The following is a 23450-nucleotide window of genomic DNA, read 5'->3' on the forward strand; positions in this document are numbered from 1 at the left end:
TAAGCCGGTCCATCATGCCGTGTTCCGCGTTCCCGCTCCCCTGTCTTCGGCCGTCTCGCGCCGAAGCGTGTTGCGGCTTCGTGGGGCCGGCCGCAACCCGAAGCATCATGGGGCCGCCCCGTCAATGAGCGCCGATCTCGTCCACGGCGGCATGTTCACCGTCATGGTGGTGCGCGTCGACGATCCGAACGACCCCGAATTCGAAAGCCGGCTTGCCGAGCAGATCGCCCGCAGCCCGGCTTTCTTCGCCAACGCGCCGGTCGTAATCGACCTGCAGAATTGCACAGGCGCCGCGTCCGCCGACGCGTTCCACGCGCTGCGCCGCTTACTCAAGCGCCAGCACCTGATCGCGGTTGGCGTGCAGAACGCCAACGCGACCCAGGTTCGGGCGGCGATGAACGCCGATCTCGCGGCCTTCGCCCCGGCGAATGCCGCGCGCCGGACCGAGGGCGCGGCGCCGGCCCAGGCGCCCGCACCCGAACCGGCCCGCCCTGCGCCGATGCAGGTGCCGCAGCCGGCCGCGGCCCCGACGGGCGGCACGCGCACCAAGGTCGTGAGCCAGCCGGTCCGTTCCGGCACGCAGATCTATGCCCGCGGCAGCGACCTCATCGTCCTGAATTCGGTCAGCCCCGGCGCCGAGGTCATCGCCGACGGCCATGTCCACATCTATGGCGCGCTCCGCGGCCGGGCGATCGCCGGCGCCAACGGCGATACCGAAGCGCGCATCTTTGTCGAGCGACTCGAAGCGGAACTGCTCTGCGTCGCCGGTCATTATCTCGTCAGCGAGGCGATCGACCCGGCCTACATCGGCCGTTCGGTCCAGGTGGCGCTCGTCGACGACCGATTGACCATCCTCGGCAGCTGATTCGGCCCGGTATCCCAGGGCCATTTCTGTGGCAATGATAAGATTTGATGACAGCGGCCTATACTAATTGTGGTCGGGCGGGGCTCGACCATCTATACTTTGATTTTACCGCCCCGGAGCGCCCGGCGATATAGGTCGCCGACCCCGTTACCGCCTACCAAGGAGGATCTTGTTGTCCAAGGTCATCACCATCACGTCCGGTAAGGGCGGCGTCGGCAAGACCACCACTTCCGCCGCCTTCGCAACCGGCCTCGCCCAGCGCGGCAACAAGACCGTCGTCATCGATTTCGACGTGGGGCTGCGCAATCTCGACCTGATCATGGGCGTCGAGCGCCGCGTGGTGTTCGATTTCATCAACGTGATCAACGGCGACGCAAACCTCAACCAGGCGTTGATCAAGGATAAGCGCGTCGACAATCTTTATATTTTCCCGACTTCGCAGACGCGCGACAAGGAGGCGCTCAGCAAGGAGGGCGTCGCTCGTGTGGTGGACGAGCTCAAGGACAATTTCGACTATATCGTCTGCGACAGCCCGGCCGGCATCGAGCATGGCGCGCTCTCGGCGCTCTATCATGCGGATGCGGCGGTCATCGTGACCAACCCCGAGGTCTCCTCCGTGCGCGACAGCGACCGTATCCTCGGCATGCTGGCGTCGAAATCGCGCCGCGCCGAACGGAACGAGGCGCCGGTCGACGAATATCTGCTTTTGACCCGCTATTCGCCGGAGCGTGTCGAGCGCGGCGAGATGCTGTCGATCGAGGACGTGCAGGAGATCCTGTCGGTGCCGCTCATCGGCGTCATTCCGGAATCGGAGGCAGTGCTGAAGGCGTCGAACACCGGCATGCCGGTCATCCTCGACACGGACAGCAACGCCGGCGCCGCCTATGGCGACGCGGTTGCGCGCTTCCTGGGCGAACAGCGCGAGATGCGCTTCCTCAAGGCCCAGAAGAAAAGCCTGCTTCGCACCCTGTTCGGGAAAGCCTGATGAGCATCCTCGAGCGCCTGTTCCGCAAGCGGAACGATTCCGCCTCCGTCGCCAAGGAACGGCTGCAGATCGTGCTCGCGCACGAGCGGGCCAGCCGGACGGCCCCCGACTTCCTGCCGCTGCTGCAGAAGGAGTTGCTGTCCGTCATCGCCAAGTATCTCGAGGTCGATGACGAGATGATCAAGATCGCGCTGGAAAAGGCCGGCGAGGTCTCGGTGCTCGAAATCAACGTCGAGCTGGACAAGGCGCGCGTGAAGAAGACGCTGCCGGTCGTCGGCGGCGAGGCGAAGTCCACGGACACGACGAAGCCGGCGACCGTCGGCGCCTGAACCCGCACCGGCTAACCGCGCCGGCCGGCGCGGTTCAGGATACCCGGGTGCCGGTCAGGAGACGCGGGAGTCGGTCTCGATCTGGCTGACCTTCTGGCGCAATGCTTCCAGCAGGCCGTCATAGCCGGAGCGGCGGAACACGGCGGCGAATTCGGAGCGACGCGTCGCAAGCTCGCTGATCGTGCCGGTCAGGTAGATATCGACCACCTGCCAGCGGCCGTCCTGGCTTGCGTCCTCGCGCGTCAGGTAATTGAGCACGACCGGCTCGCCGTCGGACTTGATGAGGCGAGTCGCAACCAGGGTCGAGTCGCCGACGGACTTCGCCCCGTCCGTCACGAACTTCTCACCGGAATAGCCGTCGAAGCGGCGGGCGTAGGTCGCGGTGATGAAGCGCCGGAACGCGTCGACGAGCTGCGCCTGCTGGTCGTCACTCAGGGTCGACCAGCCGCTGCCGACCGCAATCCGCGTCATATAGGCGACGTCGAACACCTGGCGCACGACCGGCTCGAGTGCTGCATAGCGTCCCTTGTAGCCGAGCTTCTGGGCGTTCTGCATGACCGCGAGCAGGCTGCTGTTCAGGCTGCTCACGACCGCGCTCGGGTCGCCCGCCGGCAACGCCGGTGCCGCCAAAGCGGGTGCCGCGCTCGAAAACGCGACCAAACCGGCCAGCATCATGCCTCGCGCTGCCGCGTACCAGGCCCTCATCACTCGTCTCCGTCTCGGTCCGCGAACTGCCGAGGATGGCCCCCCATGGCGCTCGCATTGCATCTGTCTGTTCGCCCGGACACTCGCGGAGGCGAGCCCGGCATTGAATGACGGTTATATATGGATGCGCCTAAGTGATATTGCGCTGCAATAATAATGCAGCTTTCGTATGGCTGCGTCCTGCGCGATGCACGTCACGCGCGAAGCGGCCGCGCGTTCACCGCGGCAACGCGTGCGAAACTCGGTTTTGCCTTGCCGGGGCCGATCCCCCTACACTGGCGCCGACCTTTTTCCCTGCCGCAAGGAAATTCCACGACATGAGCCGCAGCGACCTTCACCCGCCGGTCGAGCCTTATGAGTCTGGCCTGCTCGCGGTCGATCGCCTGCACCGGATCTATTGGGAGCAGTGCGGCAATCCTGCCGGCATTCCGGTCGTGTTCCTGCATGGCGGTCCCGGCTCCGGCTCGACGCCGACCCATCGGCGTTTCTTCGACCCGGCGGCCTATCGCGCCGTGCTGTTCGATCAGCGCGGCGCCGGCCGGTCGACGCCGGTCGGCGCGCTCGAGGACAACACCACGCCTCACCTCGTCGCCGATCTCGAGCGGCTGCGCGAAAGCCTGGGCATCGAGCGCTGGCTCGTGTTCGGCGGCTCCTGGGGCTCGACGCTGGCGCTTGCCTATGGCCAGGCGCATCCGGAGCGCTGCCTCGGATTCGTGCTGCGCGGCATCTTCCTGTGCCGGCCGAGCGAGATCGACTGGTTCTTGAACGGCATGTGCACGATCTTTCCGGAGGCCTCGCGTGCCTTCGCCGAGTTCCTGCCGCTGGACGAGCGGGGCGACCTGCTTGGCAACTACTACCGCCGCCTCGTCGATCCGGAGCCGCGGGTCCATATGCCGGCGGCGCGGGCCTGGAGCACCTATGAGGGCAGCTGCTCGACCCTGCTGCCGTCGCCGGACACGATCGCCGCCTTCGGCGAGGACCGCATGGCGCTGGGCCTCGCCCGGCTCGAGGCGCACTACATGATCAATGGCGGCTTCCTGCCGCCGGGCGGTCTCTTGGGCGGCATCGACCGTATCCGCCATTTGCCGGCGGTCATCGTCCAGGGCCGTTACGACGTGGTCTGCCCCGCCGTCACCGCCGATGCGCTTGCGCGCGCCTGGCCCGAGGCCGAATACCAGGTCGTGCCCGATGCCGGGCATTCGGCGATGGAACCGGGTACGCGCCAGCGCCTGCTGGCCGCCCTCGACCGCATGCGCCGGCGCTTCAGCTGACCCCGCCTCGATCTTAAAAGCTTCTAGGCTTGGGCGTAGCGCTCGCCTATGGTGGCGCGCGCAAGCTGTTGGGGAGAAAGCTCTTGTCGAAACGTCGCCTTATTCCGGCCCTGGCCGCCGCGGCTGTCGCCCTGTGCGCGGGCCTTGTCAGCGCCCCGGCCAAGGCCGACTCAGTGCCTTATGACCCGGCTCTGCTCGTGGTGGGCGTCGGCGACTACAACGTCCTCCACAACATCCAGAACGAGGCGGTGTTCCGCGGCGAATATCGCTTCGGCACGCGCATCTTCTACATCCGGCCGATCGTCGGCGTCGAAACCAATACCGGCGGCGGCGTCTATGCCTATGGCGGCTTCGGCGTCAACCTGCCGATCACCGACCATATCGTGCTGTTCCCGTCGGGCGCCTTCGGCTATTGGGACCGCGGCAGCAGCAAGAACCTGGGCGCGCACGAGGAGTTCCGCACCGGCGCCGAGATCGCCTGGCGCTTCGACGATGCCTCGCGCATCGGCGTGTCGTTCCACCACATCTCGAACGCCGGCATCACCCAGCGCAACCCGGGCGTCGAGGAGGCGTTGGTCGAATACGCGATCCCGCTCGGCGGCATGTTCCCCTGAGATTTCGAGGCCCCGGTTGACGGCCGAGGCCTGATTGCCCGCAGGTCAGTAGCCAAGGGCGTGGGTCAGGTTCACGACGACGCCAATCGATAAGGCGGTGAATGTCAGGACGACGCCGAGCGAGCGGCCGGCGGAGGCGCCTCGGCTGCGGCTGAGGCCCACCGCATGGGCCGCTCGTCCGACGATCAGCAGGATGCCGATGGCATGCAGCGTGCCCGGCGCAGCACCCGCAAGCTCGGCCGAGCCGAGCAGGATCAGGCCGATCGGCGCATATTCCGTGAAGTTGCCGTGTGCGCGCACGGCCTGCTCGAGCGCGCTGTCGCCGCCGGTGCCGAGACCGATCGCCAGGCTGCGGCGCAGGCGGATCACGCGAAACGACAGCGCCATGAGGATGATGGCCGCGAGCGCCGCATAGAGCGGTGTGATGGCGAAATGCATCGAGGTGCTTCTCCGAGACGTTCCCTGAAGCCGGCCGTTCTCGAGAATCGGGCAGCCGGACTCGGGCGATTCTTGGGGACGGACGGCCGTCGAAGCAAGCGCGGCATCTGGCGCCGGGCCGGTTTCGTCAATTGGCTGGCCTCCGCCACGCGCATCATGGATCATGACAGCGACGAGGTTCGACCGGTCGAGGGCTGAAGCGGATGGTGACAGGTGCCACCGGTGGAAATGACGCGGATGTGGTCGTCGTCGGGGCGGGGCCGTCCGGGCTGACGGTCGCAGCGGAATTGGCGCGCCATCGCATCCGGGTGCGGGTGGTCGACCAGGCCCAGGGCCCGACGCTGCATTCCCGCGCCTCGGTCGTCCATGTCCGCACCCAGGAGATGCTGGCGGCCATGGGGCTCGCCGACCGCTTTGTCGCGCGTGCCTTTCCGCTCGAGGCGATCTCGCTGCACGCGTTCGGCAAGTTCATGGGCGGCATCCGCCTGTCCGGTGCCGACAGCGCTTTTCCGGCGCCGCGCATCATCGGCCAGGATGTGACGGAGCGGCTGCTGCTCGAACGGCTCGACGAATGCGGCGTCCCGGTCGAGCGCGGCGTCGAGGCGGTGGCCGCGGTCGACGCGGGCGACCACATCACGCTCGAGCTCAAGCGGGCCGACGGCGGCACTGATCGGCTCCAGGCGCAATATGTAGTGGCGGCCGACGGGGTCGGAAGCCGGCTACGCACAGCGGCGGAGATCCCGTTCGACGGTGAGCACGGCGAGCGAGGCGACGGCTTCGAATTCCTGCAGACCGACTGCGAGGTGCGCTGGTCCTACCCGTCGGGCCGCGGCTATCTGTTCGTCACCAAGGATAGGTTCCTGGGTCTGTTCCCGTTCGACGCCGACGGCGCCTTCCGCATCGTCTGCGCCCGCGCCGACCAGGATCCGAAGCGGACCGAGCCACCGGACCTGGACGAGATCGAGGCGATCCTGCGCGAGATCGCCGATCCCGACGCGACGCTGCTCGAGCCGCGCTGGCTCAACCGGCTGCGCGGCACGCCAAAGCTCGCCAAGCAATTCCGCGCGGGCCGCCTGTTCCTGATCGGCGACGCGGCGCACGCCCATCTGCCGATCGGCGGCCAGGGCATGAACACGGGCATGCAGGACGGCTTCAATCTCGGCTGGAAGCTGGCAGCGGTCATCAAGGGCGAGGCCCGGCCGGAGCTGCTCGATACCTATCATGCCGAGCGCCATCCGATCGCCGACGATCTGTTGAAATTCACCGATCGCGGCTTCCACAGCATGGTGAGGCCGGGCGACCTCGCCCAGCGCGCCATGAAGCTGTTCGGCGCCAGCGTCATGGGGCTCGAGGCCGTGCAGGAGCGGCTGAGGCGCACGGTTGGCGAAGTGCCGGTTGCCTATCTCATGAGCGCGCTCAGCGAGGACCATGGCGGCACGATCGGGCCGATCGCGGGCGAGCGGGCGCCTGACGGCGTCGCGGTCCGCGCCGTCGACCGGCGCACCTTGCGCCTGCTGCAGGAAATCGAGGGCGAGGGTTGGAACCTGTTGATCTTCGCCGGACTCGATCAGTCGGACGTCGGCGGCAAACTGGCGGAGATCGCAGAAGCCGCGGTCGCGGGCTTCGGGCGCCGAGTCCGCCCGGTGCTCGTCACCCCCGATCGGCCGCCGGCCGCCTGGCCCGGCGACGTGCTGATCGACCGCGATCAGCTGCTGCACGACCGCTATGGCGTGCGCCATGCCGCACTTTATCTGCTCCGGCCCGACCGCTACGTGGGCTTCCGGGCGCCCGCGACCCAGGCGGAGCTCCTGGAGAAATATCTCGCTCGCTGGCTCGTGCCCGCGGCGGAACTGGTCGACGGCGCGGCAGAGTAGCGCTGCGGACGGGCCCAAGGGACGCGCATGAAACAAAACCGCCGGGAAACGGAATCCCGGCGGTCTCATGATCTCATGCGAAGAAGCGGCACCCCTCGGCGAGCGGGGCGCTGGCAGGCCTCTTTAGGCGGCCTTCGCGGCCTTGGCGGCGGCGGCCTTCTCGATCTGCTTCTTCAGACGGCGTGCCTCGGCCGGCAGCTTGGACGCCGCGGTCGACAGCAGGAAGGCATCGATGCCGCCATTGTGCTCGATCGTGCGGATCGCGTTGGTCGACAGGCGCAGACGCACGGCGAAGCCCAGCGTGTCCGACAACAACGAGGTCACCTGCAGGTTCGGCATGAACCGGCGGCGGGTCTTGTTGTTGGCGTGGCTGACGTTGTTACCCGTCTGCACACCCTTGCCGGTGATATCGCACTTTCTGGCCATGACGTGTCTCTTCGCAAAAACTGGTGTCGGCCGCTCTTCTCTTGCGAGGGCAGCCGGAACAAGGCTGCGGTATCTACGCGAGGTCGGGCGGCGCGTCAACAGGAGTCCGGATTTTTCCTGTTCGTTACGCCGAAAGGCTGGCTTGCGCTATTCGCCGAGGAAGAGCGCAAGGAGCCGGCGCGCGCCCGCCATCGCAGTCATGGTGCCGGCCGCGACCGCCGCCTCGATCTCGGGAATGCGCCCGGCGATCGCCGGCCGGCGGCGCAGCGCCTCGATCATGCCGTCGCCCAAGTCGGCCCAAAGGGCGGCCTGCGCCTGGGCCGCCCGCCGGCGCGCCTTCTCGCCCGCAGCCTCAAACGCGGCTTCGTGCCGCTCGATCGCGGCCCAGGCCGCATCCAGCCCCTGGCCGGTCACGGCCGAGACGGCCAGCACCTCGGGCTGCCACAGCGGCGAGAGCGGGCGGAGCAGCCGGAGGGCCGCGCGATAGTCGCCGACCGCGACCCGGGCCTTGGCTTCGAGCTCGCCGTCCGCCTTGTTGACAAGCAGCAGCTCGGCCAGCTCGACGATGCCCTTCTTGATGCCCTGCAGCTCGTCGCCAGCCGACGGCAGCAGCAGCAGGCAGAAGAGATCGACCATGTCGGCGACCGCGGTCTCCGACTGACCGACGCCGACCGTCTCGACCAGGATCACGTCGAAGCCCGCGGCCTCGCATAGCACGATCGACTCGCGCGTGCGCCGGGCGACGCCGCCCAGGGTGCCGCCGCTTGGGCTGGGGCGGATGAAAGCTGCCTCGGCGCGGGCGAGCTCGGTCATGCGCGTCTTGTCGCCCAGGATCGAGCCGCCGGTCCGGCGCGACGACGGATCGACCGCCAGCACCGCGACGCGATGCCCCTGCCGGATCAGCATGAGGCCGAACGCCTCGATGAAGGTCGACTTGCCGACGCCGGGCACGCCCGAGAGCCCGATGCGGATCGAATTGCCGGCGTGCGGCAGCACGCGTTCGATCAGCGCTTCGGCCTCGGCCCGGTGATCGGGCCGGGTCGATTCGACGAGCGTGATGGCGCGGGCGAGCGCCCGCCGGTCGCCGGCGGCGATGGCGGCGGCGCGCGCCTCGAGTGGCGCGGGATGGGCAGCGGCCTCGTTCATGGCCGAGGCATCATAAGGGAAGCAGGGGTCAGAGATAGCCCTTGATGTCGATGCTCGTCTGCTTGCCGATCTTGTCGTAGGTCTCCCCCAGCCACCTGTCGGCCTGGGCGCGGCCCAGCTCCTTGAGATAATGGAGGAATTCCGGGTCGGCGTTCATCTTGCTCGAAGCGCCGAACTCCTTCATGTGCTCTTCGGCGCTGATCAGGTGGATGTGCATCACTTTCAGGCGCGAGACATGGTCGCCGTGCAGCATGTCCTGGTGGATCAGGCGCTGGACAAAGGCGATCGCGCGCAGTTCGCGCATCAGCGTCGAATTGAATGTGATCTCGTTGAGGCGGTTCAGGATCTCCGACGTGGTCTGCGGCGTGCCCTCGCGCTCGACCGGGTTGATCTGCACGATCACCACGTCCTGGCTCTCGCAGCCGTAGATCAGCGGGAAGATCGCCGGGTTGCCCATGTAGCCGCCGTCCCAGTAGGGATCGCCGTCGATCTCGATCGCCTGGAACACGGTCGGCAGGCAGGCGGACGCCAGGAGCGCGTCAATCGACAGGTCCTTGCGGTCGAACACGCGGATCTTGCCGGTCCGCACGTTGGTTGCCGACACGAACAGGTTGAGGTTCTTGCAGCGGCGGATGCGCGCGATGTCGATCTCCTCTTCCAGCACCGTGCGGATCGGGTGCCAGTTGAGCGGATTGGTCTGGTAGGGCGAAAACGCCCGGCCGATCGTGTCGAGCAGCAGGTAGCCGGGCGACGTGTCGAGGTTCCAGTTGCCCATCAGCCGGTCCATCAGGCTGCGCTGGACGGGGCTGTAGCGCGAGAAGTCGCTGATCCGGCCCCAGAACTGATTAAGCGAGGCGCGGGCGCCCTCGCGCCCGCCGTCGACATAGCCTTGCGCCAGGGCCGCGGCGTTCATGGCGCCGGCGCTGGTGCCGCTGATGCCGTCGATCTCGAGCCGATCGTCCTCGAGCAGCCGGTCGAGCACGCCCCAGGTGAAGGCGCCGTGCGAGCCGCCGCCTTGGAGTGCCAGGTTGATGCGTTTCGGTCCGTTCTGTTTGGTGCGCGTCTTCTTCGGTGGGATGGGCGCGTCGAGCATGTCGGTCATGGGCGGAAAGACCTCAATCGATGAAGCGGCGGCGCAAAAGATGGGTGCAGTGGTGCTGAAAAGCTAGCCGTCGCTCGGCGATGCAGCCATCGCGAGGCGGGAGGCCTCGCGCCGGAACAGTTGTTCGATGAACTGGGCCACCACGTCGACGCGCCGGTCCGGCTGCGGCAGCGCCTGGGCCACCAGATAGATGTCGTGATGGAACACGGCCGCGTCGGGCAGGACGCGCGTAAGCCCGTTCTCCGCCGCCGCCTGAGGCAGCAGGGCGGCAATGCCGAGACCGGCACGGGCCGCCAGCAGGTGGCCCGCCATGGTGTTGATGCGGATCGGCTGGCGCGCGGCCGGCGCCAGTTCGGCGAGCCAGCGCGGAATCGGGAAATCGGCATAGGCCGGATCCCAGCCGATGATTTCGTGCTGGGCCAGATCGCCCGCCGTCGCGGGCGTGCCGCGCCGGGCGAGATAATCGGGCGCGGCATAGAGGCAGATGGCGAGGCCGGCGAGGCGGCGGATTGTAAGACCGCCGGCCTCGCGCGGCGGATAGAGCCGGACCGCGAGATCGGCCTCGCGCCGGGCGAGCTTGATCGTCTCGACGCTGGCGACGATCTCGAGTTCGAGCTCGGGATGGGCGGCCCTGAGCTCGCCCAGCGCCGGCAGCAGGAACCATTGGCCCAGCATCTCGGCCACCGCGATGCGCACGGTGCCGGCGATCACGCCCGGCGCATCGAAGCGGCGGCGGCTCACGGCGGCGAGCGCCTCTTCCGCCCGCTCGGCCGCCGGCAGCAGTTCGGAGCCGGCCTCGCTCAGCACATAGCCCTCGCGCCGGCGCAGGAACAGCGGCGCCTTCAACGCCGCCTCGAGCGCCTCGATCCGGCGGGTCACCGTCGACTGGCTGACATGGAGCCGGCGCGCCGCCCCGGTCAGGCTGCCGTCGCGCGCCACGGCGAGGAAATATCTGAGGTCGTTCCAATCCATGGCCGGCACGATGCCCCAAAAGCTCCTTATTCGTCATCCCCGCGAAGGCGGGGATCCAGGGCTGCGGTAAAGACTACCGCGCCTCGTTGTCGCCCAGCGAGCCCGCGGCTCTGGATTCCCGCCTGCGCGGGAACGACGGAAGGAGTGAGACTTCACCGCAAAAACGGCAAATGACTTGGCGCTCTTCGCTGTCGGCTTCCGGCAGATCCGGGCGCAGATGTCATGACGGTTTCGCCATTCGATGGAGGAAGAACCTCATGACCACCGTCACCAAGGCCATCCAGATGAGCGAGGTCGGCCCGGCCGACCGGCTCCGTCTCGTCGATCTGCCGGTTGCAGCACCCGGCCCCGGCGAGCTCTTGATCCGCCAGACTGCGATCGGCATCAACTATGTCGACGTCTATCATCGCCAGGGCAGGTACCCGCTGCCGCTGCCGGCGGTGCCGGGCGTCGAGGCGGCGGGTGTGGTCGAGGCGGTCGGCTCGTCCGACACCGGCTTCGCGGTCGGCCAGCGCGTCGCCTATGCGACCTTCCCGGCCGGTGCCTATGCGGGCCATCGCGTCATGCCGGCCAACCGGGTCGTGGCAGTGCCTGACGGGGTCGACGACCGCACGGCGGCTGCTGCCCTCTTCGCCGGCCTCACGGCCCATTACCTGATCCACCGGGCCTATCCGGTGCGCGCTGGTGACTGCGTGCTGTTCCATGCCGCGGCCGGCGGCGTCGGCCTCATCGCCGGGCAATGGCTGAAGGCGCTCGGCGCACGCGCGATCGGCACGGTCGGCTCAGCCGCCAAGCGGGCGGTCGCGCGCGATCATGGCTATGACGAAGTGCTGGTGTTGGGCGAGGACGACGTGCCGGCCCGGGTGCGTGCCGCGACGGGAGGCCGCGGCGTGCCGGTCGTGTTCGATTCGGTCGGCCGCGACACGATCGATCTGTCGCTCGACAGCCTGGCACCGCACGGCATGCTCGTCAGCTTCGGCACCGCGTCCGGTTTCGTGCCGCCTATTGAGATCGAGACCCTGCGCGCCAAGGGGTCGCTCCAGGTCTCGGCGCCGACCTACGGCACCTATCTCGCGACGCGCGCCGATCTCGAGGCTGGTTCGGCAGCACTCTTCGCCATGCTCGCGCGCGGCGCCATCCGCGTCGAGATCGGCGGGATCTATCCGCTCGCCGAGGCGGCGCGGGCGCATGCCGATCTTGAAGGGCGGCGCACGACTGGCTCGCTGCTGCTGATCCCCTAACCGGCAGTGACCTCGACTTCGACCTCCATGCCGTAGAAGTCCTCGGCGTTGCCGGTATAGCTGCCGCTCAAGGGCACGGCCTGGGACGCGTCGCGGGCGACCGCGACGCGGATCAGGTTGCACCCGCCGGCGAGCGCGTTGGTCGGGTCGAATTCGACCCAGCCGGCGCCGGGCAGATAGACTTGCACCCAGGCATGGGTGGCACCGCCGCCAACCAGGCCGCCGGAGGCGCCGACGAGCGCCTCGTCATAGAGATAGCCGGATACGAAGCGCGCGGCGAAGCCCAGGCTGCGCACAGCCTCCATCATGAACAGCGCGAAGTCCCGGCAGCTGCCGCTGCCGAGGTCGAGCGTCTCGGTCGGCGTCTGGGTACCCATCTCCTCGCGCCGGCAATAGCTGAACTCGTTCCGGATCGCGCGGGTGATGGCGAGCAGCACGTCCATGGTCCGGGGAGCGGCGCCGCCCTGGCCGGTGACGAAGCGGCGTGCCCAGGCGTCGACCTGGTGCTCGGGGTCGGGGTAGTGCCGCTCGTCGGTCCGGCCGAGATCCGGCACCTCGTCGGCGGCATAGCTGAACGGATAGAGCTCGGCATAGGGCTCAAGCACGAAATCCTGCGCGCCGATCGGGAAATGTTCGGCAGTGAAGCTCGACTCGATGACAAGCTCGGTCGTGGGCGTGGTGAAGCTCGCGATCACGATCGAGTTGCCGAACACGTCATGGATCCAGCGGACCTGCGCTGGCGGCGAGATCGTGAGGCCGGTCTCGACGAGGCGCAGATCGTGGCTGTCGCGCGGGCGGCACATCAGGCGATGCTCGCCCAGGGTCACCGGATTGGCGTAGCGATAGACCGTCCGATGCCGGACCGTCAGCTGTGTCGACATGAATCCCCCGCGCACGATGCGGGGCGGCCCCGCAGCTCGTCGATCGATGGCCTATATAAATAAGTGCGATCCTGGCGACTAGTTTCCGACTGCCCGGCCGATCACGGCATCAGGCGCGGCGGCGGATGCCCAGATAGAGTGTGAGCACGAGGCTCGCGCCGATCACGACGGCGATGATCCCCGGGCCGGTTAGGCCCAAGCCGCCGAACAGCGCGAACAGGAAGCCGCCCGCGAGCGCGCCGATCGCGCCCAGGGTGAGGTAGGTCGGGCGGCTGGCACCATTGCCGGCGACGAGGCTCGCGAGCCACCCCAGGCCCAAGCCCAGGGCCAGCCAGACGACAACCGACATCCGCGCGAACCTCCTGTTCCGAGAGGTGGCCGATCAGGGCCGATCGCTCAATCCTGGATTTCGGCGGCGATTTCGGCAAGTGCCGCCTCGCGTTCGGCGGCCCGCCGCTGCCGCGCCCACATGGCGGCATAGGCGCCGCCGAGCCGCAGCAGCTCGCCGTGCCGGCCGCGCTCGATGATCCGGCCGTGGTCGAGCACCAGGATCTCGTCGGCATCGACGACGGTCGAGAGGCGATGGGCGATGACGACGGTCGTGTGATCGGTCGAGACCTGGCGCAGGCTCGCCTGAATCTCCTGTTCGGTGGCGCTGTCGAGCGCACTCGTCGCCTCGTCGAAGATCAGGATCGCCGGCGCCTTCAGGATGACGCGCGCGATCGCGACGCGCTGCTTCTCGCCGCCCGAGAGCTTGAGGCCCCGTTCGCCGACCCGCGTCTCGTAGCCATCCGGCAGGCGGGCGACGAAATCATGGATCCGGGCGAGCCGGGCCGCCTCGATGATCTCGGCCTCGCTCGCGTCCGGGCGGCCATAGGCGATGTTGTAGCGGATCGTGTCGTTGAACAGCACCGTGTCCTGCGGCACGACGCCGATCGCCCGGCGCAGCGAGCCCTGGGTGACGTCGCGCAGGTCCTGGCCGTCGATCTCGATCGACCCGCCGGTCACGTCGTAGAAGCGGAACAGGAGACGCGCGATGGTCGACTTGCCGCCGCCGGACGGGCCGACGATCGCGACGGTCTGGCCGGCCGGCACCTCGAACGAGACCTCGTCCAGGATCGGCCGGCGCGGATCATAGGCGAAGCTCACCCGCTCGAACCGGACGCGGCCGCCGCGGGCGACGACGAGCTCCGGCGCGCCCGCTCGGTCCTCGACCTCGGCCGGCTCATGGAGCAGCCGGTACATGGCCTCGACGTCGATCAGCGACTGTTTGATGTTGCGGTAGACCATGCCCAGGATATTGAGCGGCTGGTAGAGCTGCAGCAGGTAGCTGTTGACCAGTACGAAGTCGCCGACCGTCAGCCGATGCTGGGCGACGCCCGCACCGGCCAGGATCATCATCAGCACGAGCCCGCTCGAGATGATCAGGCCCTGGCCGAGATTGAGCAGCGACAGCGAGGTCTGGCTGCGCACGGCCGCGCGCTCGAACGCCTGCTTTGCCAGGTCGAAGCGCCGGGCCTCGTGCGCCTCGTTCGAGAAATACTTGACCGTCTCATAGTTCAGGAGACTGTCGATCGCGCGCGCGTTGGCCTCGCCGTCGCGCTCGTTCATCTCGCGGCGGAAGCGCACGCGCCACTGGGTGATGCCGATGGTCCAGGCGACATAGGCGACGATGGTCGCAAGCGTGGCCAGCATGAAGCGCGCGTCGTAGCGGCGCCACAGGATGGCCGAGACCAGCAGGATCTCGAGCAGCGTCGGCCCGATGTTGAAGAGCGTGAAGGACAGGAGATATTCGATGCCCGTGGTGCCGCGCTCGATCGAGCGGCTGAGGCCGCCTGTTTGCCGCTCCAGGTGGAAGCGCAGCGACAGCGCGTGGAGATGGCGGAACACTTCGAGGGCGATCCGCCGGATCGCCCTCTGTGCCACCTTGGCGAACACCAGCTCGCGCAGCTCGCCCGCCGCCTGGGCCGCGACACGGGCGAGGCCGTAGAAGATAATGAGTGCCACCGGCACCAGGACCAGCGGCTGCGCGGCGAGGGAGAGCGCGTCGACCGCCTGCTTGTAGATGAGCGGGATCGCGACGGTGGCGAGCTTGCCCGCGACGATGAGGGCGAGTGCCGCCAGGACCCGCAGCCTAAGCTCGGGTTCGTGCCTCGGCCAGAGATGGGGCGAGAGGTGGCGCAGCACCGCGAACTGCGCGCTGAACGAGGCGGCCGGCGCGCGGGGTTCCGTGGAAATGGTTCGAATTCGGTCTCGCATGCGCCGGACGGTACCGCCGTGTTCTCCGCTGCGCCAGCGTCAGGCTGTCAGAGTGCCAACGCGGCGTGCTCCGTCGCGCGATGCCGGCGCAGCACCCGGGTCGCGAGCCAGGACGAGACCAGCATCAGGGCAGCACCCAGTATATAAGGTGCCGACGGACCGCCGAGCGAAAAGGCCGAGCCGGCGACGGCGGGGCCCAGCAGCCGGGCGAGCGAGCCCACGGACTGGTTGACGCCGAGGATGCCGCCCTGCTCGGTCGCGCGTGCCTCGCGCGAGATCAGGCTGGTCGTGGACGGCTGCGCCATGCCCATGCCGAGGGCCAGCAGCGACGAGGCGCCGATGCCGACGATCGGCGTCATGGCGGCGGCGAGCAGCGCCAGGCCGATCGCAATCGTGATGGTGCCGGCGAGCAGCATGCGCGGCTCGCCGAAGCGCTTGGTCAGTCGGCCGATGAGGCCGCCCTGGATCAGCACGAGCACGATGCCGACCATGGCGAAGAGTTCGCCGACCTGGCGCGGTCCCCAGCCGAAGCGGGCGAGCGCCCAGAGCGCGAAGGTCGTCTCCATGCCGGCGAAGGCGAAGGTCGTGGTGAAGAACAGGGTCATGAGCCGGCGCAGGTTCGGCCGGGCGAAGGCGCTACGGATCTGGGCGATCCGGCCGATCCGATGCCGGGCCGCCTCGGCCCGCCGTTCCGGCGGCAGCGATTCCTTGAGCAGCAAGGTGGCCAGCACCAGCGCCAGCGCCGAAAAGCCGGCGGCGGCATAGGCCGGCAGCGCCACGGTGATGGCGTTCGGATCTCCGCCTGCAAGCGCGCCGCCGATCGCCGGGCCGACGATGAAGCCCAGGCCCAGCGCCGCCCCCATCAGGCCCATGCCTTTGGCCCGGTTCTCCGGCGCCGTCACGTCGGCGATATAGGCTTGTGCCACCGAGATGTTGCCGGCGCTGATGCCCTGCAGCGCGCGGGCGGCGAACAGCATCCAGAGCGCATCGGCATGCGCCAGCCACAAATAGGCGGCGACCGAGGTCGCCGTGCTGACCAGCACGATCGGCCGCCGGCCGATCCGGTCGCTCAAGCGGCCCCATAGCGGCGCCGCGACGAGCTGCAGCCCGGAATAGGTTGCGAGCAGCATCGTCACCGCCAGGGGCGCCGCGCCGAAATGTTCGCCGTAGAACGGCAGCAGGGGGATGATGACGCCAAATCCGACGAGGTCGGTAAAGACGACCAGAAGCATGATCAGCATGACGGCCTTCATACCGCGCGACCGCGCCCAGCGACAGGGGCCAGATGGCAGTCCCGCATGCGGCGCGAGCGCGCGCGTGTTGGGCGCCGCCGTGGGATGGCGCCGGGCCGGACGAGGGTGTGAACTGGTTCACAGCTATCCCGCGAGGTTGTCGTTGAGAATTCGCGCGATCTTGCGATGAATCGGAAACGGCCTCAGTAATGGATCGAGCGAGAAAGACGGCTCGCTAGCCGCAAAAAATTCATGTCTTCTTATTTTCTGCTCGATATAATTTTCCCGCTTCCGCCATCCGATGCCGTGGCCTTGTAAAAGCGATGTAAAGATCCGGTAAAATCCGGGGGGATGAGCAAGTGTCGAGCATATTCCAAAGCGCATTCCTTGGGGGGCATCGTCCGCCGAGCGGTTGCAAAACGCGCTCGAGGCACGGGCAATGACTGGTTTCGGGGGGCAGATGGACCTGCTGATCGACCAAACGGGCCAGCCGTGGCCTAACGGTTCGACCGCCCTGCGCCGATATCTCGGCCAGCCGAGCTCGACCGCCGATCTCGCCGGTTTCGTCGTCTGCAACCTGGGTTTCGCCCGGTTGCGCATCCGGCAGGGGACGATCCTGCTCTCCGTCCGCGCCGGCCAGCTGGAATTCCGCGCGCTCGAGGCGGTCGTGCGCTTCCTGGTGACCGAAACCTGGCAGCGGCTGGTGATCGAGCACATGGATCGGCGGCCGGACTATGAGATCTTCGGCCGGGTCGAAGACGCGGTCGCCCGGCTCAAGGATCTGAGCGCGCCCTCGGTGGCCCTGGCACCACGCGATCCGTTCTTCAGCCAGGAACTCTCGCTCGACCGGCTCGCTCAATCCGGCCAGCAATCCCTGCAGTCCCTGCTGGCACTCTGGCGGGCACGCCGCGGCCAGCTGGCACCGAACCAGATCATCGCGATGATGCCGGGCCCGTTGAAGTCGCGCATGGTGCTGACCCGCATGCATCGTCCCGACAGCCTGGCGCCGAGCCGGGCGCTGGTCGAGCATATCGGCTCGGGCTTCCGCGTGTTCGATGCCTGCTGGGCGCTGGGCGCCGTCGGGCGCGACCTCGAGCAGCTGCCGGATCCAGGCTATGGTGAGAGGTCTGCCCGAGCGTACCACGAGGTGGCGGCGCTCGGGCAGCCGAGGTTCGAGCATGTCGATGCGGTGATCGACGTGCCGGGACGCCCGGTGACGCGCAGCCGCTACGAACGCCTGATGCTGCCCTGGCGGTCGCGCGGCGAGCTCTTCGTCTGCGGCGCCTCGGTGCTCCGCTCCTCATACCCGCTCGAACCGGCCGCGGCCCAGGCGGTCAGGTCCTGAAGCATCTCCTCGGTCGCCATCCGGATCAGATGGAGGTCGAGGTCGCCGCGGAACGAGCCCGTGAAGCGGATCATGGGCTCGACCTTGGTATAACCGTATGAGCGGACGACGCCCTTCTCCACCAGCGCCGGCTCGACCATGCTGACTGTGTAGTCGGTCTCCCACCGGGCATGGGCATAGGCGCGCGAGATCCGGGGCAGGATGCTCGACAGCCCGATGCCGCGGCAGCGCGGGTGATACCAGCCGCCGCCGGAAAAGACGACCCGACCGCCGATCTGCGCGGCCGATGGCGCCAGCACCTCGCAACGCTCGCCCGCGGCGAGGTGCGGTGCCGGATCCCGATAGAACAGGCGGAGCGAGGCGAGCTCGGCCGCGAGCGAGCTCTGCTGCAGCGGCAGGAAACGCGCTGCCTGCGTTGCGACGATCTCGTCGTCGGCGTCGCAGCCGGCGATCCAGAAGGCATTTGCCGGGTCGAGATCGCTGTGCACCGGGTTGAAGATCGGCACCAGCCTGCCCCAGCTGGCGCGCGATTGCTCGTTCACCTGCCGCAGCAGATCGAAATCCTGCTGCAGCGACAGGCGGATGCCTCGGTCGAAGGCGGCGCGGTCGGCCTGCAGCATGAACCGGGCCAGCAGCCGGATCGGCCCCTTGTCGAGCTGGATCTGATCCGGCAGCCGTTCGGACACGGATATCTTGGTCATTTTGGCTCACCGATAGTTGAGACGAACTATTGGCGACGCCATTTGAGCGAGGCGACAACGCCCCGAGCGTCAATCTTGAGTACAGATTGTTCGGGCTTACTCGGTCGATGAGGCTGCCGCCGGCGATGCCGTCTCGGCCGGGCCGGCGGCGACGGCGAGGAAGCGACCCATCAATTCCGCCATGGTGCCAGCGGAGCCGGTCGGCACGGCGCCGTCGACGAAGCCCCGATCGGCCAGACGCCGGAGGAACGCCGCGTCGCGGGACAGGATATGGATCGGCACGTCGTGCGAGGCGCTCGCGTGGCCGATCAGCGCCGGCGGCTGGTGGTCGCCCAGGATGATGGCGACGGCGCCGGCGTCGAGTGCCTGCGGCAGCCATTGGGCGAGCACGGTCAGGTCGTACTCGACCGACTGCAGGTACGGCCCGGCCAGGTTGTTCCAGTCGGGCGGCGTCGCGATGCGGCGGGCCGTCTCGGGATCCTGGGTCAGGCGCTCGGCGTCCGCCGGCTCCGCCACGACCGGCGGCACCGGATGAAACGGAATATGGCTCGACACCAGCACGATCTGGGCGAACAGCGGCCGGGCCGGGTCGCGCGGCAGGGCAAGGGCGCGGTCGAGCGCATATTGGTCCGGAATGGCGAACCAGCCGAAGTTCGGGCCGGTATATTGGAAATCGTCAGTGCCGACGATCCGCTCGAAGCCCCAGAAGGCGGCGTTGGCAAGCGGCGTCTTCAGGCCTGGCTGGATGTCGAAGGTCTGCCAGCCGGCCTTGGCCATGACGCCGGGCCAGGTCGGCCGATCGGTCGTCGTCTCCAGCGTGTAGAGTCGCTGATTGGGAAGCCAGGTCCCGGCATCGACCGTGCCGTGGGCGAACCAGGAACCGCCGCCGTAGGTCGGCGAAGCGATGCGCGCGCTGCGCAGGCTGACGCCCGCCGCCGTGAGCCGCTCCTGGAACTGGGTCAGCGCCGGCAGTGCCCGGGTGCGGAGCTCCGGATCGTCGAGCAGCACGGCGCCGTAGGATTCGAAGAAGATCAGCCAGACGTCGCGCCGGCCGAGGCCGCCGAGGGCCGTCGGCGTGGCGGGCGGCGGACCGAGCCGCGCCAGGAAAGCGCTTTGGTCGCCGTGGGCGAGCCTCCAGGCATCGACCACGGTTCCGGCCTGACGGTCGAGCGACGTCACGGTGCCGAGCGCCACGAAGCGGGCGCCCTCGGGCGTGCGCGCGACAATGAAGGCGAGGGTCGCGAGGCCGAGCGGCAGCAGCCTGAGCGCCTGCGGCCATTGGCCGAGCCCGCGCTCGACGGCGCCGAGACTGAGGGCGATCGCGGCGACGAGGCCGATCGGCACGATGAGTGCCGCGACGGCGGCGCCGAGCAATTGCCAGGGGCTGGCGGCGCCGGCGAAGAGCGAGACAAGCGACGGCACATGGCCGAGGTCGGCGGCAAGATCGAGATCGCGACCCATCAGCGCCGGCCCCTCGACGTCGGCGAGATGGACGAGCGCCAGCGGCAACAGCACGGCGGCCAGGAACCAGCGCAGCGGCCAGGGCCAGCGCCGGCCGACGAGCGGCGCCAGCGAGACGACGGCGAGGAGCGCCAGGAATTCGGCCGGCACGCGCGGGTCAAGCGAGGGCAAACGGCCGACCCGGCTTGCGGTCAGCGCGAACAGGCCGAACAGCAGGATCAGCCCCACGAGCATGGCCAGGCTCGGGTATTTGACGCTCTCGCGCCGCCGCCGGATCCGGTTCGTTGACTGCATGTGCCGTTCCCTTGCGCGTCATCCGTTCGATGCCGCGGCTCTGTGGGGGGAGCTCCAAGGGCTTGAGATAGCGCAAAGCGCCACAGGGCGTAACCGTGTTCGATCGTCTCAAGGCGGTCGCCTTGCGGCACTTGGGCGCGGCGCCCATATCTCCCCTTGGGTCGGGCCGCGCATCAGCCGATGGCGGCCCGAAATGGTGTGCTTCGGGCACCGAAAGGAGACAGTATGAATATCGAAAAGTTCACGGAGCGATCCCAGGGCTTCCTTCAGGCCGCCCAGGGCCTGGCGCAGCGGCGCAATCATCAGCGCCTGATGCCTGAACATCTCATGAAGATCCTGCTCGACGACAAGGAAGGTCTTGCTGCCAACCTGATCCGCAGCGCCGGCGGCGACCCGGCGGTGGCGCTCAACGGCGTCGAGACGGCGCTCGAGAAGCTGCCGCGCGTCGAGGGTGCTGGCGCCGGCCAGGTCTATCTGGGGCCAGAGCTCGCGCGCGTGCTCGACAATGCGGAGGAGCAGGCGAAGAAGGCGAACGATAGCTTCGTTACCGCCGAACGGATGCTTTTGGCCCTGGCGATCGCGAGCGGCCCGGCGGCCGATGCGCTGAAGAGCGCCGGCGTCACGCCGCAGAAACTCAATCACGCGATCGAGCAGATCCGCCAGGGTCGCACGGCCGACAGCACCAATGCCGAGGCCGGCTATGATGCACTCAAGAAATACGGCCGCGACCTGACCCAGGCGGCGCGCGACGGCAAGCTCGACCCGGTCATCGGCCGCGACGAGGAGATCCGCCGCACGATCCAGGTGCTGGCGCGCCGGACCAAGAACAACCCGGTGCTGATCGGCGAGCCGGGCGTCGGCAAGACCGCGATCGTCGAGGGCCTGGCGCTCCGGATCGCCCATGGCGACGTGCCGGAGGGGCTGAAGAACAAGAAGCTGGTGGCACTCGACCTGGGCGCGCTCATTGCCGGCGCCAAGTATCGCGGCGAGTTCGAGGAGCGCCTGAAGGCGGTCCTGGCCGAGGTCTCGCACGAGGCGGGACGCGTCGTCCTGTTCATCGACGAGCTGCATACGCTGGTCGGCGCCGGCAAGGCCGACGGCTCGATGGACGCCTCCAACATGCTGAAGCCGGCGCTGGCGCGCGGCGAGCTGCATTGCGTCGGCGCCACCACGCTCGACGAGTACCGCAAATATATCGAGAAGGACGCGGCGCTCGCCCGGCGCTTCCAGCCGGTGTTCGTCTCCGAGCCGACGGTCGCCGACACGATCTCGATCCTGCGCGGCCTTAAAGAGAAGTACGAGCTGCACCACGGCGTGCGCATCACCGACGGTGCGATCGTCGCGGCGGCGACCTTGTCGAACCGCTACATCACCGACCGGTTCCTGCCGGACAAGGCGATCGACCTGGTCGACGAGGCGGCCTCGCGCCTCAAGATGGAGGTCGATTCCAAGCCTGAGAACATCGACGAGCTCGACCGGCGCATCGTGCAGCTCAAGATCGAGCGCGAGGCGCTGGCGCGCGAGAGCGATGCCGCGTCCCAGGAGCGGCTCGAACGCTTGAAGGGCGAGCTCGCGGAGCTTGAAGAGAAGAGCGCCGCCCTGACCGCGCAATGGCAGGCCGAGAAGGACAAGCTCGCCGGCGCCAGCAAGCTCAAGGAGCAGCTCGACCAGGCGCGCACCCAGCTCGAGCAGGCGCAGCGCCAGGGCGACTGGGCCAAGGCGGGTGAGCTGACCTACGGCCGCATCCCGGCGCTTGAGGCGCAGCTCAAGGAGGTCGAGGCCCAGGGCGGCGACAAGATGTTGGAGCAGGCAGTGGCCGAGCAGCATATCGCCGGCATCGTCTCGCGATGGACCGGCATCCCGGTCGAACGCATGCTGGCGGGCGAGCGCGAGAAGCTGCTCAACATGGAGCGCGAGCTCGAGAAGCGCGTGGTCGGCCAGGACGAGGCGGTGGTCGCGGTCGCGAACGCGGTGCGCCGATCGCGCGCCGGTTTGCAGGATCCGAACCGGCCGATCGGCTCGTTCCTGTTCCTAGGCCCGACGGGCGTCGGCAAGACCGAGCTCAGCAAGGCGCTGGCGTCCTTCCTGTTCGACGACGAGGCGGCGCTGCTCCGCATCGACATGTCGGAATACATGGAGAAGCATGCGGTCGCCCGTCTCATCGGCGCCCCGCCGGGCTATGTCGGTTATGACGAAGGCGGCGCCTTGACCGAGGCGGTCCGGCGCCGACCCTATCAGGTGATCCTGTTCGACGAGGTCGAGAAGGCGCATCCGGACGTGTTCAACATCCTGCTGCAGGTGCTGGACGACGGGCGCTTGACCGACGGCCAGGGCCGCACGGTCGATTTCCGCAACACGCTCATCGTGCTGACCTCGAACCTCGGCAGCGACATCATCGCGGCCCATCCCGACGGCACGTCGATCGACAGCATTCGGGCCGAGGTCATGGAGGCGGTCCGGGCGGCGTTCCGGCCGGAGTTCCTCAATCGCCTGGACGAAGTGCTGCTGTTCCGCCGCCTGTCGCGCGCCGACATGGGGGCGATTGTTGACATCCAGATCGCCCGGCTCGCGGCCATGCTGCTGGACCGGCACCTGACGCTTGACCTGCAGCCGAGCGGCCGGGAGTGGCTGTCGCAGGAAGGCTACGACCCGATCTACGGCGCCCGGCCGCTGAAGCGGGTCATCCAGCGCGAGCTGCAGAACCGGCTGGCCCAGATGATCCTCGACGGTTCGCTCGGCGAGGGCGACACGATCCGGGTGACGGGCGACCGGCTGGGCCTCAATCTCGAGGAAATCCACGCCGAGTAAGGGCCGCGGGTTCGGTTAAAGGACGATCAGAACGACTCGGGAGGGGCCGTCCACGCGCATGCGTCGACGGCCCCTTTTGCGTCAATCCCCGCTTCCTGCATCGATGATCTGCGCACGAAAGCACCAATTGGGGGTAGACGTCCGGCGTGGGAGCCGTCATATTCCCTTCATCAACGACGCGCTGACGCGGTTGCCCAGGACCTGGGGAAAAATGCTTCCCCCGGTCGCCTGTTTTCGTCTCTGAGAGATCGAAACGAGGGCGGCAAAAAGACCGAAAAAACGTGTTGACATGATGAACCGGCGGGAATAAAAACCCGCCTCCGCTGACGGCGCTGCCGACCACGACACAGTGATCGGCAAGTAAAGAAAGCGGGCTGCTGTTTGACATTGTTGAGAGAAGGAAGGGATGCGCAGGCGGCGGCGTGGAGTGGTTCACGCTGGTCTGGTTGTGCATCTTGGTAAGCCAAGTGATGTAATGCAGTCGGATCGGCAGGGCTTTGG

General features: G+C 68.0%; 21 protein-coding genes. 9 read left to right on the forward strand and 12 right to left on the reverse strand.

The annotated features are described in order from the left end of the window. Positions 1–124: 124 nt before the first annotated feature. The 3 genes from minC to minE all read left to right on the forward strand — a co-directional run bounded on the left by minC (position 125) and on the right by minE (position 2179). Positions 125–865, forward strand: coding sequence for a septum site-determining protein MinC (gene minC, locus IEY58_RS32165; RefSeq protein WP_189052285.1), 741 nt, complete (start codon positions 125–127; stop codon positions 863–865). 172 nt (positions 866–1037) lie between these two features. Beyond that, positions 1038–1850: a septum site-determining protein MinD gene (gene minD / locus IEY58_RS32170; RefSeq protein WP_189052286.1), complete on the forward strand. Its 813-nt coding sequence runs from the start codon at positions 1038–1040 to the stop codon at positions 1848–1850. After that, positions 1850–2179 carry a cell division topological specificity factor MinE gene (minE, locus tag IEY58_RS32175; RefSeq protein WP_189052287.1) on the forward strand — a complete coding sequence of 110 codons (330 nt, stop codon included), beginning with the start codon at positions 1850–1852 and terminating at the stop codon, positions 2177–2179. Before minD ends, minE begins: the two co-directional genes overlap by 1 nt. Positions 2180–2233: 54 nt before the next feature. On the opposite strand, the gene IEY58_RS32180 is transcribed toward minE, so the two are convergent. Beyond that, a complete protein-coding gene (locus IEY58_RS32180) occupies positions 2234–2884 on the reverse strand; it encodes an ABC transporter substrate-binding protein (RefSeq protein WP_189052288.1) in 651 nt (216 codons plus the stop codon). Positions 2885–3201: 317 nt separating this feature from the next. Between IEY58_RS32180 and pip the strand changes: the two genes are divergently transcribed. Both pip and IEY58_RS32190 read left to right on the forward strand, forming a co-directional pair. Then, a complete protein-coding gene (pip, locus tag IEY58_RS32185; RefSeq protein ID WP_189052289.1) occupies positions 3202–4155 on the forward strand; it encodes a prolyl aminopeptidase in 954 nt (317 codons plus the stop codon). 83 nt (positions 4156–4238) lie between these two features. After that, a complete protein-coding gene (locus IEY58_RS32190; RefSeq protein WP_189052290.1) occupies positions 4239–4769 on the forward strand; it encodes an acyloxyacyl hydrolase in 531 nt (176 codons plus the stop codon). A gap of 45 nt (positions 4770–4814) precedes the next feature. On the opposite strand, the gene IEY58_RS32195 is transcribed toward IEY58_RS32190, so the two are convergent. Beyond that, positions 4815–5207, reverse strand: a complete 393-nt coding sequence (locus tag IEY58_RS32195; RefSeq protein WP_189052291.1) for an MAPEG family protein — start codon at positions 5205–5207, stop codon at positions 4815–4817. 203 nt (positions 5208–5410) lie between these two features. Here IEY58_RS32195 and IEY58_RS32200 point away from each other — a divergent pair, with 203 nt between their 5' ends. Continuing rightward, positions 5411–7081: an FAD-dependent monooxygenase gene (locus IEY58_RS32200; protein WP_189052292.1), complete on the forward strand. Its 1671-nt coding sequence runs from the start codon at positions 5411–5413 to the stop codon at positions 7079–7081. 123 nt (positions 7082–7204) lie between these two features. Here the strand turns inward: IEY58_RS32200 and rpmB are convergent, their stop codons facing one another. The 4 genes from rpmB to IEY58_RS32220 form a co-directional block, all read right to left on the reverse strand. Next, positions 7205–7507: a 50S ribosomal protein L28 gene (gene rpmB, locus IEY58_RS32205; protein WP_189052293.1), complete on the reverse strand. Its 303-nt coding sequence runs from the start codon at positions 7505–7507 to the stop codon at positions 7205–7207. Positions 7508–7654: 147 nt separating this feature from the next. Further along, positions 7655–8653 carry a methylmalonyl Co-A mutase-associated GTPase MeaB gene (gene meaB / locus IEY58_RS32210; RefSeq protein ID WP_189052294.1) on the reverse strand — a complete coding sequence of 333 codons (999 nt, stop codon included), beginning with the start codon at positions 8651–8653 and terminating at the stop codon, positions 7655–7657. 28 nt (positions 8654–8681) lie between these two features. Next, positions 8682–9755: a patatin-like phospholipase family protein gene (locus tag IEY58_RS32215; protein ID WP_229744129.1), complete on the reverse strand. Its 1074-nt coding sequence runs from the start codon at positions 9753–9755 to the stop codon at positions 8682–8684. 63 nt (positions 9756–9818) lie between these two features. Further along, the gene (locus IEY58_RS32220) at positions 9819–10727 is read right to left on the reverse strand and encodes a LysR family transcriptional regulator (protein WP_229744130.1); all 909 of its coding nucleotides are present in this window, start codon (positions 10725–10727) and stop codon (positions 9819–9821) included. Between the two features lie 257 nt (positions 10728–10984). Here IEY58_RS32220 and IEY58_RS32225 point away from each other — a divergent pair, with 257 nt between their 5' ends. After that, a complete protein-coding gene (locus IEY58_RS32225; protein ID WP_189052296.1) occupies positions 10985–11968 on the forward strand; it encodes a quinone oxidoreductase family protein in 984 nt (327 codons plus the stop codon). On the opposite strand, the gene IEY58_RS32230 is transcribed toward IEY58_RS32225, so the two are convergent. The 4 genes from IEY58_RS32230 to IEY58_RS32245 form a co-directional block, all read right to left on the reverse strand. Continuing rightward, positions 11965–12849 carry a transglutaminase family protein gene (locus IEY58_RS32230; RefSeq protein ID WP_189052297.1) on the reverse strand — a complete coding sequence of 295 codons (885 nt, stop codon included), beginning with the start codon at positions 12847–12849 and terminating at the stop codon, positions 11965–11967. The genes IEY58_RS32225 and IEY58_RS32230 overlap by 4 nt on opposite strands. Positions 12850–12958: 109 nt before the next feature. Next, positions 12959–13198 carry a GlsB/YeaQ/YmgE family stress response membrane protein gene (locus IEY58_RS32235; protein WP_189052298.1) on the reverse strand — a complete coding sequence of 80 codons (240 nt, stop codon included), beginning with the start codon at positions 13196–13198 and terminating at the stop codon, positions 12959–12961. Positions 13199–13245: 47 nt separating this feature from the next. Beyond that, positions 13246–15108: an ABCB family ABC transporter ATP-binding protein/permease gene (locus IEY58_RS32240; protein ID WP_189052299.1), complete on the reverse strand. Its 1863-nt coding sequence runs from the start codon at positions 15106–15108 to the stop codon at positions 13246–13248. A 47-nt stretch (positions 15109–15155) separates the two neighbouring features. Beyond that, positions 15156–16349: an MFS transporter gene (locus IEY58_RS32245; RefSeq protein ID WP_189052300.1), complete on the reverse strand. Its 1194-nt coding sequence runs from the start codon at positions 16347–16349 to the stop codon at positions 15156–15158. A 430-nt stretch (positions 16350–16779) separates the two neighbouring features. Between IEY58_RS32245 and IEY58_RS32250 the strand changes: the two genes are divergently transcribed. Then, positions 16780–17685 carry a hypothetical protein gene (locus IEY58_RS32250; protein ID WP_189052301.1) on the forward strand — a complete coding sequence of 302 codons (906 nt, stop codon included), beginning with the start codon at positions 16780–16782 and terminating at the stop codon, positions 17683–17685. Here the strand turns inward: IEY58_RS32250 and IEY58_RS32255 are convergent. Next, positions 17568–18386: a hypothetical protein gene (locus IEY58_RS32255; RefSeq protein WP_189052302.1), complete on the reverse strand. Its 819-nt coding sequence runs from the start codon at positions 18384–18386 to the stop codon at positions 17568–17570. The two genes, IEY58_RS32250 and IEY58_RS32255, sit on opposite strands and share 118 nt — an antisense overlap. A gap of 96 nt (positions 18387–18482) precedes the next feature. Then, on the reverse strand, positions 18483–20141 hold the full coding sequence (locus IEY58_RS32260) for an alkaline phosphatase family protein (protein ID WP_189052303.1): 1659 nt from the start codon (positions 20139–20141) through the stop codon (positions 18483–18485). 225 nt (positions 20142–20366) lie between these two features. Here IEY58_RS32260 and clpB point away from each other — a divergent pair, with 225 nt between their 5' ends. After that, complete coding sequence (gene clpB / locus IEY58_RS32265; RefSeq protein ID WP_189052304.1) at positions 20367–22949, forward strand: ATP-dependent chaperone ClpB; 2583 nt, start codon at positions 20367–20369, stop codon at positions 22947–22949. The last annotated feature ends 501 nt before the right edge of the window (positions 22950–23450 follow it).

Source organism: Aliidongia dinghuensis (genome assembly GCF_014643535.1).
GTDB classification, from domain to species: domain Bacteria; phylum Pseudomonadota; class Alphaproteobacteria; order ATCC43930; family CGMCC-115725; genus Aliidongia; species Aliidongia dinghuensis.